Origin of the sequence: Kiloniella majae (genome assembly GCF_002118315.1) — a bacterium.
GTDB classification, from domain to species: Bacteria; Pseudomonadota; Alphaproteobacteria; order Kiloniellales; family Kiloniellaceae; genus Kiloniella; species Kiloniella majae.
In genome coordinates, this window is sequence record NZ_MTSZ01000012.1 from 1 (window position 1) to 17208 (window position 17208).

At 43.6% G+C, this 17208-nt stretch carries 14 protein-coding genes; 5 read left to right on the forward strand and 9 right to left on the reverse strand.

Features of this window, described 5'->3' with window-relative positions:
• The first annotated feature begins 186 nt into the window (after positions 1-186).
• From BKB51_RS19910 to BKB51_RS19925, 4 genes are all read left to right on the forward strand, one after another.
• Positions 187-2358 carry an OsmC domain/YcaO domain-containing protein gene (locus BKB51_RS19910; protein ID WP_085902878.1) on the forward strand — a complete coding sequence of 724 codons (2172 nt, stop codon included), beginning with the start codon at positions 187-189 and terminating at the stop codon, positions 2356-2358.
• A gap of 291 nt (positions 2359-2649) precedes the next feature.
• Positions 2650-3537, forward strand: coding sequence for a glycosyltransferase family 2 protein (locus BKB51_RS19915; protein WP_085902879.1), 888 nt, complete (start codon positions 2650-2652; stop codon positions 3535-3537).
• Positions 3527-4804 (forward strand): ATP-grasp domain-containing protein, encoded by a 1278-nt coding sequence (locus BKB51_RS19920; RefSeq protein ID WP_085902880.1) that lies wholly within the window; start codon positions 3527-3529, stop codon positions 4802-4804. The genes BKB51_RS19915 and BKB51_RS19920 overlap by 11 nt, the downstream gene beginning before the upstream one ends.
• Before the next feature lie 36 nt (positions 4805-4840).
• Entirely contained in the window at positions 4841-5866 is a 1026-nt protein-coding gene (locus BKB51_RS19925) for a lysylphosphatidylglycerol synthase transmembrane domain-containing protein (protein ID WP_125911889.1), read from the forward strand.
• On the opposite strand, the gene BKB51_RS19930 is transcribed toward BKB51_RS19925, so the two are convergent.
• The 5 genes from BKB51_RS19930 to BKB51_RS19950 all read right to left on the reverse strand — a co-directional run bounded on the left by BKB51_RS19930 (position 5806) and on the right by BKB51_RS19950 (position 11271).
• Complete coding sequence (locus BKB51_RS19930; RefSeq protein ID WP_085902882.1) at positions 5806-6465, reverse strand: hypothetical protein; 660 nt, start codon at positions 6463-6465, stop codon at positions 5806-5808. The two genes, BKB51_RS19925 and BKB51_RS19930, sit on opposite strands and share 61 nt — an antisense overlap.
• The gene (arnA, locus tag BKB51_RS19935; RefSeq protein ID WP_085902883.1) at positions 6465-8483 is read right to left on the reverse strand and encodes a bifunctional UDP-4-amino-4-deoxy-L-arabinose formyltransferase/UDP-glucuronic acid oxidase ArnA; all 2019 of its coding nucleotides are present in this window, start codon (positions 8481-8483) and stop codon (positions 6465-6467) included. The genes BKB51_RS19930 and arnA overlap by 1 nt, the downstream gene beginning before the upstream one ends.
• Positions 8480-9667 (reverse strand): aminotransferase class I/II-fold pyridoxal phosphate-dependent enzyme, encoded by a 1188-nt coding sequence (locus BKB51_RS19940; RefSeq protein ID WP_085902884.1) that lies wholly within the window; start codon positions 9665-9667, stop codon positions 8480-8482. The genes arnA and BKB51_RS19940 overlap by 4 nt, the downstream gene beginning before the upstream one ends.
• A 160-nt stretch (positions 9668-9827) precedes the next feature.
• Positions 9828-10055 carry an amphi-Trp domain-containing protein gene (locus BKB51_RS19945; RefSeq protein WP_085902885.1) on the reverse strand — a complete coding sequence of 76 codons (228 nt, stop codon included), beginning with the start codon at positions 10053-10055 and terminating at the stop codon, positions 9828-9830.
• Positions 10056-10248: 193 nt separating this feature from the next.
• Complete coding sequence (locus BKB51_RS19950; RefSeq protein WP_085902886.1) at positions 10249-11271, reverse strand: LacI family DNA-binding transcriptional regulator; 1023 nt, start codon at positions 11269-11271, stop codon at positions 10249-10251.
• A 134-nt stretch (positions 11272-11405) separates the two neighbouring features.
• On the opposite strand from BKB51_RS19950, the gene BKB51_RS19955 reads away from it, so the two are divergent.
• Positions 11406-12542, forward strand: coding sequence for a phytanoyl-CoA dioxygenase family protein (locus BKB51_RS19955; RefSeq protein WP_085902933.1), 1137 nt, complete (start codon positions 11406-11408; stop codon positions 12540-12542).
• 77 nt (positions 12543-12619) lie between these two features.
• Here BKB51_RS19955 and BKB51_RS19960 read toward each other — a convergent pair whose 3' ends face one another.
• The 4 genes from BKB51_RS19960 to iolD are packed head-to-tail and all read right to left on the reverse strand — an operon-like array spanning position 12620 to position 17191.
• A complete protein-coding gene (locus BKB51_RS19960; protein ID WP_085902887.1) occupies positions 12620-13453 on the reverse strand; it encodes a class II fructose-bisphosphate aldolase in 834 nt (277 codons plus the stop codon).
• The gene (locus BKB51_RS19965; RefSeq protein WP_085902888.1) at positions 13450-14292 is read right to left on the reverse strand and encodes a 5-deoxy-glucuronate isomerase; all 843 of its coding nucleotides are present in this window, start codon (positions 14290-14292) and stop codon (positions 13450-13452) included. Before BKB51_RS19965 ends, BKB51_RS19960 begins: the two co-directional genes overlap by 4 nt.
• A gap of 32 nt (positions 14293-14324) precedes the next feature.
• On the reverse strand, positions 14325-15323 hold the full coding sequence (iolC, locus tag BKB51_RS19970; protein WP_085902889.1) for a 5-dehydro-2-deoxygluconokinase: 999 nt from the start codon (positions 15321-15323) through the stop codon (positions 14325-14327).
• Positions 15320-17191, reverse strand: a complete 1872-nt coding sequence (gene iolD, locus BKB51_RS19975; RefSeq protein WP_085902890.1) for a 3D-(3,5/4)-trihydroxycyclohexane-1,2-dione acylhydrolase (decyclizing) — start codon at positions 17189-17191, stop codon at positions 15320-15322. The genes iolC and iolD overlap by 4 nt, the downstream gene beginning before the upstream one ends.
• Positions 17192-17208 lie beyond the last annotated feature (17 nt).

Below are 17208 nucleotides of genomic sequence, written 5' to 3' on the forward strand. Positions count from 1 at the left end.
GCGGGGTGGAGCAGCCCGGTAGCTCGTCAGGCTCATAACCTGAAGGTCGCAGGTTCAAATCCTGCCCCCGCAACCAATAAAACCCCCTCTAGGCGATAAGCCAGAGGGGGTTTTTACTTATGAGCGACGTGAATCTGAAAATAATGGTAAGCTTAAACGGCATACCTTTTAGAAAGATATAAGCTGATGGAAATTACGGTAAACTTTTTAGATAATCTTCGCCTTGAGGCTAAGTTTGACGATTTTACGGTCACCACAGATCAGCCTATTCGATATAAAGGGGATGGGACTGCGCCAAGTCCGTTTGATTATTTCTTAGCATCTTCTGCATTGTGTGCTGCTTATTTTGTTAAACTTTATTGCGTGTCACGTGATATTCCCACAGATGATATCAGGGTTTCGCAGAATAATATTATCGATCCTGAAAACAGGTATAATCAAACTTTTCAAATTCAAGTTGAATTGCCAGACGGTATTTCTGATCGAGACCGAGCAGGGATCTTAAGGTCAGCAGATCGTTGCACCGTGAAAAAAGTTATCCAGGAAGGCCCTGAGTTTAAAATTGATCCAGTGAAAAATCTGGATGATTCGTCGCTGTTAGAAAGCTATGAGAGCGAAGGAAACACGGCTATTCTGGGTAAAGATCTTCCCTTGGAGCAGACGATTGCCAATATGACAGCTATTTTGTCCAATATTGGCATAAAAATAGAGGCTGCGTCCTGGCGTAACATTGTCCCGAATGTCTGGTCACTTCATATCCGCGAAGCTGCATCTCCCATGTGCTATACCAATGGGAAAGGAGCCACAAAAGAAAGCGCTCTTTGTTCGGCTTTAGGTGAATATATTGAACGAATTAGCTGTAATTTCTTTTATAATGATTACTATTTTGGTGAAGAAATCGCTCATAGCGAATTTGTACATTACCCCAATGAAAAGTGGTTTAAAGCCGGCCTTGATGATGCCTTACCAGAAGGGTTAATGGATGAATACTGCTGGCAACTCTATGATCCTGATCAAGAATTAAGAGCGTCCCATTTAATTGATACAAATTCAGGACTTGTTGATCGTGGTATTTGTGCGCTGCCATTCACGCGTAGTTCTGATCAAAAAACAGTTTATTTCCCGTCAAACCTGATAGAAAATTTGTTTGTCAGTAATGGTATGAGTGCAGGCAATACTTTGTATGAAGCACAAGTACAGTGTTTGTCGGAAATTTTTGAACGTGCGGTTAAGCGAGAAATCATAGAGGAAGAGATCGTTCTTCCTGATGTACCGAAAGAAATTCTTGAGAAGTATCCTCATATTTTGGTCGGCATTGAAGAACTGGAGGCTAAAGGCTTTCCTATTTTAGTGAAAGATGCCTCTTTGGGAGGCAAATTTCCCGTTATGTGCGTAACCTTGATGAATCCGAAAACAGGGGGCGTTTTTGCCTCTTTTGGGGCACACCCAAGCTTTGAAGTGGCATTGGAACGTTCCCTGACGGAGTTATTACAAGGGCGCAGTTTTGAGGGCCTGAATGATGTACCTTTGCCTACTTTCAGTAGTCATGCCGTGAAAGAACCTGGGAACTTTGTTGAACATTTCATTGATTCTACAGGTGTCATATCTTGGAAGTTCTTTAGCTCTAAACAAGACTATGAGTTCTGCGAGTGGGATTTTAGTGGCACGACAGAAGAAGAGAACCAATGTCTGATGAAGATCCTCAAGGATCTGGGCAAAGAAGTTTATATCGCGACCTATGATGATTTTGAAGCAACGGCCTGCAGGATACTGGTGCCAGGTTATTCCGAAGTGTATCCAGCAGAGGACTTGATTTGGGATAATACCAATAAGGCCTTGATATTCAGGGAAGATATTCTAAGCATTCACTCCTTGTCTGATACTGAATTAGAGAGCTTGCTTGAGCGGTTAGATGAGTCTGAGCTGGATCCCTATACAGTCATATCAGGTTTAATTGGTATAGATTTTGACGAAAATACAGTTTGGGGCAAACTGGATATTCGTGAACTGAAAATACTGATTTATTTAGCTCTTAAAGAATATGAAGAGGCAAAAGATGGTATTGGTGATTTCTTGAACTTTAATGAAAACACTGTCGAGAGAGTTTTATTCTATCGGGCACTGGATGCCGTTCTGGATATTACAATCGATGATGACCTGAGTATTGATGATTTTCTGCCAAATCTCACTCGAATGTATGGTTCTGAAGTGATGAATAATGCTGTTGGGTCTGTTACCGGGGATGTTAAATTTTGTGGCTTAACAAAGACAAGCATGAAGCTTGAAGGATTAGATAAACACCTCAGGTTAATTGAAAGCTACAAAAAACTGCATAAAGCACGGGAATTGGGTAAATAGTTAACAGCAGTCACCTTTGATCGTAAAAGATTTTTAACCCCCACCGGCGGTGTCGGTGGGGGTTTTTGTTATTCAATGGAGTGGGGAGGGAAGTGAAAATCCTGCCCGATCAAAGAAAACGGATATGTTGTAAAACCTTGGACCGTTAATTCATTGATGCTTCCGAGTATAATAACTCTCGACGTGTTAGAGATGTGTTACTATAGTACGTACAACTAATTCGATAAAAATAATGAAGTTTTCCCTTAAATAATAAGAAGTATAAATCTGCTTAAGGGATAGGAGTATGGGGTGGTTGAAAGTTACACGGTGGTTGTTCCCTGCTTTAATGAAGCAGAGAATATCATTCCGCTTTTTGAGCGTATCAGGGCACAGTTGACTGATGCCAGTATCCTTTTTGTGGACGACGGCAGTTCAGACAAGAGCCTGGAACTGATAAAAGAACTTGCTGAAAAAGATAAGCGTGTATTCTATTTGTCCTTTACGAGAAACTTTGGGCTTGATGCAGCTTTTGCCAGTGGATTTAAATATTGCGCCAGTGACTGGATCATCCAGATGGACGCAGATCTGCAATCCCCTCCAGAAGAAATTCCCAAACTGATTTCGAAGGCGAATGAAGGGTATGATATTGTTTTTGCGAAACGATTGAATCGCCAAGATAGCTTCCTTAAAAAAGCAGGGTCAAAGGTACAGCATTTCCTTGCCAGAACAGCTTTTCGTATAGATTTCCCCGTGGGTGCATCTACATTTCGTATTGTCAGAAGAGATGTCGCCCATCGTGTCATATCTCGTCCAACGGCGTACCCTTATTTCTTGGCAGAGTGCATGAGATTGGGACTTCGACATAGCTTTATTGATTATAAACATGCACCCCGGCATGCTGGTGTATCAAAATTTACTTTTTGGAAGTCTTTACGGGCAACGATGAAGCTTTTTATCGGCCATTCTACTGTGCCACTTAATTTTTTCGCTCTTTCTCTGATTATTTCTATTCCATTGCTGTTTTGGTTACCGGGTAGTTTTACTGTACCAGCAATTCTTTTATTGATGTTGACCGGTTTCTGGATTCAGGCCGGCTATATCCGTCGGTTGGTTCGAGAACAAATGTTTCATCGTGCCTTTCTGGTTCGGGAGTCAAACTTGAATATTCAAGCCGAGGATCGTCTCTATGACAATTAAGTCAACCATCAAGGAGGAAACTGGAAACGTTTCTGGCTCTCTTAAGGGAAAAAATATTGTTTTTTTAGGAGCATCAACAGACCAGGCATCTCCCTATCGAGAAGCGCGTGCTATGGGGATACATTCCATTGGTATCGATGCAAATGCAGCTGCTTATGCGATGCCTTTGGCTGACGAAACTCATATGGTGTCAATCCGCGATCATGAGGCTATAGAAGCCAGTTTGGGCAAGCGGAAGATTGATGGATTTTACAGTCAGGCAAGCGATACCGCTCGTTTAAGCGAATATCATCTAACGCGAAGGTATGGATGTAAAAAAACGGTTTCTATTGAATCTGTCAACGCGTCTTCTGATAAAGCTTATTTTGCTGAAATTTTGCGAGAGATCGGTTTGCCGACACCACGGCAGGTAATTGGTTCTGATTTGATTACTCTAGAGCTTGGGACAAGTGACTGGTCATTGCCTTTTGTGGTCAAACCAAATGATAGCTCTGGGAGTAAGGGAGTTGTCATTCTTACTTCCCGAGATGAATTAAAAACTGCCGTCGACAATGCCATTTCCTACTCCCCGACAAATACGGTTCTGGCAGAGGAATTGATTATGGGAATGCATTATTCCATTGATACCTTTTTGCGGGATTATGAACCTGAGTTTATGACCGTATCCCAAAAGACCCTGACAGAAGCGCCTTTAATGGTGCCATTACATTACGTGATGCCCGCAATGGTATCCAAAAGCATAGAAAACAGAATGAAGGACTGCATCATTGCAATATGCAGGGCTCTTAAAATTAAAGCTGGTCCCATTACTTGTGATGTTGTTGTTGATCAAAAAGAAGATATCTATTTTATCGAAATGGGCGCACGGGCAGGTGGAAATGGCATAAGCCTTCTTATGGAACAGGCTTATGGCGTTACTTTTGTTAAGGCAGGCGTTGCATTGGCTGTTGGCGAAACCATTCCTGTGAAGGCAAATAAAAATCGCCATGCGGGGCTGTTAACTTTTGCCAGCTCACAGGCGGGTTTATTTATGGGGATTAAAAATCTTCGTGAATTGGAAAAAGATCGCTTAATTGATCGATACGAAGTTTTCTATAAACCGAAAGAACCTGTCAAAAAATTTAACAATGGCGCAGATAAGTTGGGTTATGTGATTGTTAGTGATGAGACGGAAGAGGGACTGAAAAAACGTTTAGCCGATGTCCAGGAGTTTCTAAAGATTACTCTTTTGATTGACGGCGTTGAACGGGATTTGGATTTGTTTTAATGAACGATGTTTTGTGCTTGTGAGTGAATATGTTCAGTGAAAAGCGTGGGTAGTTTTTACACCAAATACCGAACTTATATGATCGTCTTATTCAAGATTGTCATTGTTACAGTTCCAATCTATCTACTATTGCAAGAAGACCAATTTGATCTGACATTACAGTTGGGATTACTTGAGACACCCGTTGCTTTGTTTACTTTATTTATTGTTTGGTTTTTTAGTTTTATTCTATTGGTTGCTCTTAGATGGGTTATGATTGCACATATATTGGGGCTGGCTTTACCGATCAAATTTGCCCTCTATACTCATATGGCAGGGGTCTTCCTGAGTAGTTGGTTGCCCGGTAGTATTGGCGGAGATGTTTGGAAAGCATACAGATTTGGCCAACTCAGAAAGCTTTCATCAGAAAAAAAGGGGCCAGCCTATCTGAGTGTTTTTCTAGACCGGGCGATGGGACTGTTTGCTTTGATAGTCTGGGGGGCGGTTTGTATTCTTTGGAATTATAACCTTTGGAATCAATCTGATTACAGTATTTTGGCTGATGGTCTTATCGGTCTTGCAGTTCTTTTGTCGTTAGTTGGTTTGGCTCTCTTCATTACGCCACTCACGGTGCCTATCTTTATTGCAAAAATTATTACTAACCTGAGGCAGAAAACAGACATTTTAAACGTTTTATTTCAACAGTTGCAGAGCATACGTCAAAATAAAACGGGTTTGATTTATAGTCTGCTAATCTCATTGATAATACAGGCAATAAATGTGTTCTTCCTGATGCTGATTGCACAGTATGTTACAGACCTTTCGGTTCCATTTGTTGCTGTGTCAGCTATTTTTGCTATTAGCTTGATTATTACTATTCTCTCTCTTGCACCTGGGGGACTAGGAGTGGGCCATTTTATGTTTTTTGTCCTTTTTGAGGCACAAGGTATCCCAAATGGTGCTGATATTTTTAATGTCTTTTTTGTTGTTATTACCTTGTTTAGCGCGATCGGTATTTTCCCTTACTTTTGGCCTGATACGCCAAAGAAAGAAGCATATCTGGACAAGAATTTAAAAGGATAGACCGCAACAAACAGGGCGAGCGCTAAATGGAACGCTATAAATCCATAAGCCTCATATTTAGAGGGGATGTGCCCCAATCGGACAATCATATGAGATGGCCAATCCCAATATTCTGGTATTGGTGACCATTTACCAATCTCATGGGGATTGATGACAAGATATGCCAAGTCTTCAAGACCGGATAACATCAATATAAGAAGGCCAAACGCAACCCTTAAGCAGTCTCCGGTTGAGCCGCCCCCCAACCTAAATGCCAGAGTAAAAGATAAGATAAGGAAAGGGACGATTACAAGGGTTTGATAATAGAGTTCTTCCCCTTGATTATAAAACACGTCGAAGAACATGCGAGGGACGTAAAGAAAGAAAAACACCCCAAAGCATAGAAATATCGCTAATATATTAAGGCGTAACCACTTTACTAAATCCGGATCGAGTAAGCTGACTGATAGTGCAGCACAAACAAAAGGTCCCAGTTTAAACAGGAAAATTCCAAGACTTTTAACCTCGTTATCGGCGGGTAGATACATAAGGGCATAACCGCCCCAAAGAAGGGCAAGAATACCAAAGCTGTAGCAAAACTTCATTTGACGAGACCACATTATAGAACTCCTTGCTTACTTTCGAAGCTTTGATCTGTTGAGAGGTGATCTCTCAAAAAATAATCCAGAGTTCTACTCATAGTGTCGGACATTGATACTGTTGGGGACCATTCCAAAAGACGTTGTGCATTTTGGATACTTGGGCGTCTGCGTTGTACATCTTCGTAACCATCGCCGTAATATGTTCGACTTTCAATTAGTTTGTAACCTGCAAAGGCAGGGAAGTGATGACGTAGCGGATGTTGTTCAAATTTTTCATAAAGCATTTCAGCCAATTCTTTAATACTGTATTCATTGTCTGGATTACCAATATTGATAATCTCTCCGCTGCTCACCTGTTCTTTGTTTTCTATTATTCTGAACAGGCATTCGACACCGTCTCTGACATCTGTAAAGCAGCGTTTTTGTTCACCGCCATCGATCAAGAGAATTGGAGTACCTTCTACCAGGTTTAGGATAAGTTGGGTTATTGCACGTGAATTACCGATCCGTGCAGAGTCAAGGGTGTCTAACCGAGGTCCCATCCAATTGAAAGGTCGAAACAAACTGAAATCAAGGTCATGCTTAACACCGTATGCCCATATAACCCGATCCAGTAGCTGCTTGCTACAGGAATAGATCCAGCGTTGTTTGTTTATCGGTCCTAGAACAAGATTAGAGCTATCTTCATCGAAAGAGCTATCATCACACATTCCATAAACTTCTGATGTAGATGGAAAAATAACCCGTTTTTTGTATTTTACGCAGGCTCGAACGATCTTCAGGTTTTCCTCAAAATCCAGCTCAAAAACTTTAAGCGGATTTCGGGTATATTCAATCGGTGTTGCAATGGCGACGAGTGGCAGGACAATATCACATTTTTTGACGTGGTATTCGATCCATTCAGAGTTAATGGCGATGTCACCTTCGTGATAATAGAAATCTGGATGATCCAGAAAGCGTTCTATGGCATCAGAGTTAATATCCATGCCGTGAATTTCATAATTACCATCTGCAAGCAACCGCCCGGACAAGGCATTACCTATAAACCCGTTTATGCCGAGTATGAGCACTCTTTTTTTTCTACGCTGGCTCGAGGGAATATCCGCTACGGTCTGTAATTGGCTATCAGTACGCAAGTTAAGCTGGCGAGATAACTGTTCCCCACCGACAGGTATTTTATCTTTTTCTTTGGCAAAAAGAACTTCTATTGCACCACTATTGCAAGCAATGGTTAAGGGACTGGTGGCAAGAACTGTTCCCGGAGCTGTGCCTAACGGAGCATGCACCTTACTTTCCCGCGCCTTGAGGATCTGTATTTCAACCTGGCGAAAATAGCTATATGGAAGATTACCAAGTGATGTGAGCGCACGTATGTGATCACAAACAGATCTTGCCGTTTGGTGCCAGGGAACAGCGGCGGGTATTGATCGTATATGAGGGCGAATTTCTTCTACACCACTAGGGACAGAGGGAAGGGGATTAATATTGCCCTCCAGAAGCTGTGGAAGTATGTCGCCGAGAAATCCTTTAACTTCATTGGCAAGTTTTTCAGTAATGGTTTCTAAATCGTCTTCTTGTTGATTTTGGACTTTACATTGGCCAAGAATATGCCCGGAATATGGTTTGTCTTCGACTTTTTGAAAAGAGACACCAACGTCACTTTCCCCAGATAATACAGCCCAATGAATAGGTGTTAAGCCTTTGTATTTGGGCAATAAAGAGGCATGTAGGTTAAATAATCCTTTGCTCGCAATCTGGATAAGTTTGTTTGATGGTAAAATTGGAAAATCAAGCGTGAAGAGATAGTCCGGGTTTATATCGGCGATCTGTGCAATCCAAAGTGGGTGGTTTATGTTATCAGGCGCATAAACAGGAATATTATGCTCAGCGGCAATCTGGTGGAGTTTTCTTGTTCCACCACTGTTTTCATTTTCATCGGTTAGGGTAAACAAAGCTGCAACCTCAGCTTTGCTTTTCAATAAACTTAAAAGGCCGACACAACCTAACTTTCCATCTGCGAATACTACGGACTTCATGTTATTGATCCCTTTTGTTTGAGAGTTGCTTTGATTGCGTCAACCACACGGCTTACGTCTTGAGGAGACATATCGGGAAACAGCGGCAGGGAACATATTCGTTCTGAATTCCATTCCGTATTGCCGAGATGATTAAGGCCTGGAAATGTTTCTCGATAGAAGCGCTGTTTGTGGATAGCCTTAAAGTGGATACCTGTACCGATGCCATAATCTTTGAGAGTTTCCATGAACTCATCACGACACAGTCCAGTAATCTCGGGCATTATTCTAACAATATATAAATGCCATGAGTGCAAGCTTGTGTGAGTTGGAATTTTCAATGGCATAATGCCATCAACGTCTCGAAGAAATTCCTGATACAATTCTGCTATCCGGGTACGTCGTTCGTTTGTTTGTGATAATCTGTGCATTTGTCCCAAGCCTAAAACAGCATTGAGATCAGGCATGTTGTATTTGAAACCTGGTTCTTGTACTTCTGCTTGGGGAGAGCGTCCTTGCGCTTTTCTGTCAAAAGCATCAACGGCCAACCCGTGAAACTTAAGACGCCTTATTCGTTCTGCAAGATCATCATTATTGGTGCAAAAAATTCCACCTTCACCGGTTGTGACATTTTTGATGGGGTGTAGCGAAAAGATTGATGTGCCCTTTGTACCAACATGTTGATTTTTGTAGTAGGTACCCAAAGCATGAGCTGCATCTTCTATAACGGGAACGTTGTGGCGTTTTCCAAGTTCCAGAATAGGATCAAGATCTACTGGTGCACCCGCAAAGTGAACCGGTATGATTAGCTTGGTTCGCTCGGTAATAAAAGGTTCGATTTGCTCTGCTGTTGTGGCAAGAGTATCACGCTCTACATCCACAAACACAGGCTTTGCGCCAGCGGCGACAATCATATTAGCCGTCGAAACCCAGGTCATGGAGGGGGTAATGACTTCGTCGCCTGCGCCGATTTCCAAAGCTAGCATGGCAAGGTGCATACCTGCTGTTGCTGAGGTCAGTGCGATAGCATGTTTACACCCGACTGTGGTGCGGAAGATCTCTTCCAACTCTTGGCACTTTATACCGGTTGTGATCCACCCGGATTGAAGAACCTCTGTAACGGCGTCGATATCTTCTTTGAGTAGGCATGGCTTACTAAAGGGGAGAAACTCGTTTTGAGTTCCACCCGCTTTCGCGTTGTGCATTTTGTTCTAACCCCAGTTGATATATTACACATTATTTGTGCTTATTGGTTGTCGCCTAGATAACACGATACCATTCTGAATAGAAGTATTTTTTTACTATATGCAATCAAGGGGTGCAGCAAAATGCCTGAATTAGCTGGGTTTAAGTATTGTTAAATTATTATTTTTCTAGATCCCATTTGATCTGAAACTCAATTTCTTCTTCACCGTCGCCACGTTCATGTTCTATATTATAAATTGCTCGAACCGGGACGTAGATACGCTCACCCGCAATCTGGATTTCAAAGCTTTTGTTTTGCTCCAGTGAATCTGCAAGGCGGCGTAACTTCGCGATAAAATCGTCTATCGGGTAAGTTTTTTCAATATCTCTTTCTGGTTTCGTCGTCATGCGTAAATCCTTTGCTTTTGCGTATGGGATAGGGATTGTCTTTACTGATCATTCAACCAGGATTCGCCCGTAATCTTCCATGTGGGGCGAGCTTCTATTGTTAAAGACATAGGGAATGTGTGTCGTAAAACCAATAAGTAAATGTCAGAATTCTCTACATCGCAGATTATTGAAAGCCATCAATTGTCTCCTATTATAACCTGGGGATGTTATACGGGGTTGCTATACCTATTTCAGAGGGGGAAACGGTAAAGTCACTTGGCAGCAGGCGGTGGTGCCGAAGGATAAGTTGACAGGCACGGCGGGCATCTTGTCTGAGGTTGTGATATATAACGAGTGATATTTTTCCCTGTTGAAGAAGGCGCACATTGTCCCTGTCCAGGTCGTGTGCAATGAAAAACTGACAAGGTTGTTTTGTCTTGCCTAAACTTTCTAAAATCGCTTTGTTTCCGCCGCCTGCCGAATAGACAGCGAGGATATTTTTTTCACGGCTTAAAAGCTCAAACGCCAGTTCTTTTGTTGCTGTGTCATCCCCACGACCTTCACTTAGTCTAAGTATCGTTATCTGATTGGGAGTGTCAGAGAAAACTGATTTAAAGCCACTTTCCCGTTCTTCTTCTCCTTGAAAAACATCTCGAGAAAGTGTGAGCAGAATTTGACCGGATCGATTGCCTAGAAATTTTTTCATCAGATAACCCGCGGTCTGGCCTGATTTATAATTGTTCATTCCGATATAAGCCAACCGATTGGACTGGGGTATGTCAGTCACAAAACTTACTACCGGAATACCAGCCGCGACGATCCTTTGGACGGCCTGATTTATTTCAGGGAGATCGGGGACCTTCAAGATCAGGCCATGGCTCCCGCGTTGGCGAATTTTATTTAAAAGCGCTAAAATCTGCGAGACAGTCATTATTTCGTTGAGATGAAAGCGACAGCGAAAGCTTGCTGGTCGCATACCGGACATTTCTTTTTCAAATGATTTTTGAACTTCTTTCGAAAACCTACCCGGGGCTTCCATTATAACATCAAGTATGAAAGCTTTCCCGGCCTGTTGAGCGGTTTGGCGTTGTTTTTCCAGTTCCCTGATTGCCTCTTGAACCCGTAATACTGTTTCTTGCTTTGCATTTCCACGTTTGTGAACCACGCGATCAACTGTCGCGAGGCTAAGCCCAGCTTGATAGGCAATGCTTTTGAGAAGGAATTTTTGTTTCATTCGTGAGGTCTTTTTGAGGTGTTTTTTGTCCCTTGTTCGAGAGTACCACAGCTATTGTATTTTCGAGAATAAAACAGTTACGTGACCTCAAAATATAAATCCTGAGGTTTGTGATGGGATGGAAAGGCCGGAAGATGAATGATATTTCAATTAAAGCACAGCGCGATCATGAGGTCTGGATATCAAGCAAATGTGGCTGTTTAGAATCTTTTAAAGAGCAAACTTCGCAAACAACGAAATCAGAAGATTGGCCCTTTGCTCAAGAGGTACTTCACAACGTACTGATCTATGACGGGACAAAAGTACGTGAACAGGCTCAGAAGCCAAAAGATAAAAGAGAATTGATGGCTGAATGGACGACTGTTTTGTCAAAAGGTCCGGGTGTGCTTGTTATCAAAGGCGCCATGGCTGATTTGAAAGCTGTAGATCATGCGACAACAGTTTTTGAAGGTATCATAGCTACTGAAAAAGAGACTAACCTTGCGGGTGGTGATCATTTTGCAAAGGCCGGGTCCAATGATCGTATCTGGAACGCTTTGGAAAAGCACTGTATTGCTGATCCAGTGAATTTTGCTGATTATTATGGGAATATCACTCTTGCAATGGTGAGTGAGGCATGGCTTGGGGCTGGTTATCAAATGACAGCACAGGTTAACAGAGTGAACCCGGGGGGAAGTGCTCAGGCTGCCCATCGTGATTATCATCTCGGGTTCATGACAAATGAACAGATGACTAACTATCCATCTCACATTCACAAACTGTCACCTCTACTAACCCTTCAAGGGGCTGTGGCTCATTGTGATATGCCGGTTGAAAGTGGTCCGACAAAGTTTTTACCCTATTCTCAATTATTTCTCGAAGGATATCTGGCGTTTAGGCGCCAGGAAATTCAGGATTATTTCGAAGAAAATTATGTGCAGCTTCCTTTGGAGAAAGGGGACGCGGTCTTTTTTAATCCAGCACTTATGCATGCGGCAGGTGAGAATAGAACCAGTGATATTTATCGCCTCGCAAACTTGTTACAGGTTTCGTCAGCTTTTGGACGAGCTATGGAGATTGTGGATCGAACTCGAATGTTATCTGTGCTTTTGCCTGTATTACAGTCAGCCATGCAATCAGGAGCCTTGTCTAATGAAATGTTGAAAAGCGCTATCGCTGCCTCAGCAGAGGGATATTCTTTTCCCACTAATCTTGACCTTGATCCTCCAATCGGGGGGCTGGCACCTAAAACTCAAGCACAGAAAATTCAAGAAATTATTTTTAATGAATAAAGTAGTTAAAGTAATATTTTATGGCTGATTTATAATGTAAAACATAAAGCATCTGATGGTCATATGACTAGTTAAATTCAATAAGTTGACAGTAAATTACGAATGATGTTTCTGGCTGTTTGGGTAAGAGGTTCTTCTGTTTGTTGCAAAATTGAAATGCGATCAAAGAGTTTCTCATCTGTTGCAAGAGTGGACCGAAGAGATTGGCCAAAAGTCATACGGAGTTCAGTGCCAATATTGAACTTACAAATAGCTGTGTTATGAGCAAGGAAACGGCGCGTTTCTGTTGGCACACCCGATCCACCATGGATGACCAAAGGCACGTCTGTGCAGGCATCGATCTCTCTTACGGCGTTAAGGTCTATTCCAGCAGATTTTTCCTGTTGTAAGTGCACATTGCCGACGGAAATTGCCATGGCATCAATATTGGTTTCTTCGGCAAAGCGTTTTGCATCTGTAGCAGAAGTATGTGCCGAGGCTTCACCATTATCATAGCCAACGAAACCGATCTCGCCTTCACATGATACCCCCGCTTTATGCGCGAGTTCTGCAATAGCTTTTGTTTCCGTAATATTTTGTGCCAAAGGATTCCGAGAACCATCAAACATAACAGAGGTAAAGCCGTTATCAATGGCTTCCCGACATTCATCTATCGTATAGCCATGATCCAGGTGGGCAACAACAGGTATGCTTGCTTTCTCTGCCAGAGTGCGGAACATGGTTCCTAAAATAGGGAGAGGGGTGTGTGCCCGACATCCGGGGCCAGCTTGCAAAATAACAGCTGCTTTTTCCTGTTCCGCTGCGGCCACAAAGGCACGTGCATCTTCCCACCCTAACACCACAAGCCCGGCAACGGCATAGCCCTCTTTATAGGCTGGTTGCAGAACATCAGAAAGGGTAGCTAAGGTCATTTGAACTTCGCAATCATATCCTTGATGCCGGGAATTGTCTCTATCTGATAGGCGTGTGTTGGCTGGAAGTATTGAACCAATGAACGCTGGCTCAATCCGCCTAGAATGGTGAAGTAGTACATTTCGTACCCGGGCAGGGCTGCACAGGGGTGGTAACCTTTATCCAGGCAGATCGTCGACCCATCAACAATATGATAGGCATCGCCGGGTTTATTGTCTTCCCGTTGCAGCATTTGAACGCCGGAACCATGATTAGGACGGAACCTGAAGTTATAGGTTTCATCGTGCCGGGTTTCATCCGGCAAACGATCTGTGTCGTGTTTGTGTGACGGGAAGCCGGACCATCCACCTTGACCAACGGTAAAGAGCTCACTGACCAGCAGACGACCAACTTGCCCGTGTTGTTTCTGGCCTAGGATATGTTTGATTTTTCGATGTGTCTTGGTGTCGTCAGATCCATATTGAACCAGATCTATTTGTGCGGATCTTACGTCGAAAGGATCCAGGACTTTGTCGTATTTTGCCCCGGCAACGAAGACTTCTGTTGTATCAGATTTACAGACCATTGTTGCTTTGGCACCTGTCGGAACATAGACGCCTTCGGGCTCACCATCCCAAACATCTACGCCGCGATTTCCCAGATTAATATAGTTCAGGCCTTCGATCTCAATGTCGACTGTTCCTGTCGCGGGGACAATACAGGTTTCATACCCGGGAACTTGATAGGAAAAAGCCTCACCCTTTTTTAACTTGATAATATTGAAATAGTTGAGGGGAACACAGCTGTCTTCAACATCGACGATTGGCTTGTTTTGATTATCATACGGGGCAATATGCATGGTCTGTCCTTTAATTGGCCTTTGTAGGGCTTTTATTTTTTGATTTGTTCTGGTTTCTTAGGGCCGGGATGTTCTTGTAAAAATTCATCCAGCTCTTGCGGTGTTGGCATTGCCGGGGAACAGCCTACTCTTGTGACAACGATTGCTGCAGAGGCTGACCCTCGTAATATACATTCCTTTATTGGTAAGCCTTGGGCCAGTGCTGCAATAAAGCCGCCCATAAAAGCATCCCCGGCACCTGTAGGTTTGAGAGCTTTGACTGGATAAATTCCAGTATGTATTTCCTCGACACCTGTATAGGTAATCGCCCCTTTTTCACCCATTTTATATACGATAAGTCGGTTTGCTTCTGCGGCAAGGGCTTGGGCTTTTTCGAGGCCGAGATTTTTACCACCGGCCATAAAGTCAAATTCCTCATCATTCCCAATGATAATATCGCTGAGGGCGGCAACTTTTGAATATACTTCGGATGCTATGTCAGGCGAAGGCCAGGAATAGGGACGATAATCCACATCAAATATAATGGGTAATCCGGCCTGTTTGGCGAGAGTGATCGCATGAAAGGCAGAGGAACGTGATGGTTCCGCGGCAAAGACTGTTCCCGTGGTAATAAGGGCGGCGAAAGGGGAAAAGTCGATCTTTTCCACACAATCAACCGTCATTTGAAAATCTGCTGCGCCGTTGCGATAAATAACGGATTGATGATCTTCGATACGGGTTTCTGCCAGTGCCAAAGAGTTTCTGAATTCCCCACCAACTTGTCGTATGTAACGTCGGTCAATGCCGTATTTATCAAGTTGATTAAGGGTAAATCGCCCAACGGCATCGTCTGACACAGAAGTCACCAGTGATGCTTTGCAGCCGTGTTTAACTAAAGCTACGGCGATATTGGCTGATGACCCGCCGAGAGTGGCCACGAATTGCGCTGCATCCTCTGTTTTGGTACCGGGCGGATCAGGATAGAGATCCATACCCGCACGCCCCAGTATGACAAAGTTATTCTCTTTAATTTTCTCAAGGAAGGGGATCATACGCCTTTCCTTTGCTTTTCACGGCTGGCTTCCCATTCTTTGTGTGCTTTGGTGATATTTGGGTCATCACTGATATGAGGGGTTCCAACTTCCCACCAGGTATGACCTTCTTTTGTCCAGCCTTCGTAAGCGTCAACCTTCATACAAATGACATAGGTTTTATCGCTTGCTTTAGCGCGGGCAAAGGCCTCACCAAGCTCTTTGACGCTTTCAACCGTTTCTGCTGTTGCGCCCATAGATGCAGCATGAGCTTGGAAATCAACTGCGAAAGGTTCTTGAATTGTAGGGCAATCGGAAAGAAGGTTATTAAAACTCTTGTTGCCTGTGTTGTTTTGCAACTTGTTAATAACCGCAAAACCGCCGTTATCAAGGGTAATGATGATCAGCTTTTTCTGGCTAAGGACTGATGAGTATATGTCTGAATTCATCAGTAGGTATGATCCATCTCCGACAAAGACGATTGTATCTGCATCGGGTTCACTTTCTGTCTGTGCAATTCTGGCACCCCAGCCGCCAGCAATTTCATAACCCATACAAGAGAAACCGAATTCAATATCAACTGTTCCCGTGCTTAATGTACGCCAGTTTGCAGCGACTTCGGCGGGCAAACCACCTGCGGCAGCGACAACTCTGTCGCGTGGATCACAAAGCGCGTTAATCGTGCCAATAGCCTGTGCATAGGAATTGGGGCCACTATCCGGATCAACATTCCATTTGATATAGTCATCCCAGCTTTTGCGTTCTTCCTGTGCAAGCTTTGTCCAGTTCCTGGGCGCTTTGTAATCACTGCATTGTCCTTGAAGCAGAGGTAGTGAGGCCTTGGCATCACCGACGACAGGTAAAGATTGGTGTTTACCTGCATCATGGCGGGCGGCATTGATCGCAATGAATCGCGCCGATGGGGCAAAGGCCGTCCACGAACCAGTCGTGAAATCCTGAAGACGTGTGCCTACAGCGAGGATAACGTCTGCTTGTTCTGCGATTGTATTGGCAGAATTGGAACCTGTAACGCCTATGGGACCTATATTCAGAGGATGTGTCGCTAACATGTTTGCTCTGCCAGCAATTGTCTCTACCACAGGGATATCAAACTGCTCAGCAAAGGAAGTCAGTTCCGCAACCGCGCCAGAGTATTGAACGCCTCCACCTGCAATGATCATAGGGCGCTTGGCTGTCTTGAGTAGTTCCGCTGCTTCCTGAATTTCTATTTCATCAGGTGAAATTCTGCGAATGCGGTGAACTTTTTTTGTAAAGAACGATAGTGGGAAATCATAAACCCATCCCTGAACATCCTGCGGTAAACCAATAAAGGCCGGGCCACAATCTGCGGGATCGAGAAGAGTTGCCAAAGCGTTGGGAAGTGACTGAATAACTTGGGCAGGGTGGGTGATACGGTCCCAATAACGAGTAACAGCCTTAAAGGCATCATTGACGCCCAGTGTAGGGTTTCCAAAATGTTCCAACTGTTGCAAGACCGGATCAGGCAAACGTGTTAAAAAGGTATCGCCACAGAGCATCAACATGGGGAGCCTGTTTGCATGGGCGAGTGCTGCTGATGTTAACAGGTTCGTCGTTCCTGGTCCTGCTGATGCAGTACAAAACATAAATCGACGACGGAAATGCTGTTTTGCATAGGCTGCCGCTGCAAAGCCCATACTTTGTTCATTTTGACCACGGTAAAGAGGTAATTCTGTCTTGTAATTATTTAATGCTTCGCCCAGACAGGTGACATTTCCATGACCAAATATACCAAAGCCACCACCGCACAAACGCATTTCGTGTCCGTTTATATCAATAAACTGGTTGGCGAGGTAACGCACGATAGCCTGCGCTGTGGTCAGGCGAATTGTTTGTTCCGAAGTCTTCATATCTGCCTCTGCAGTCG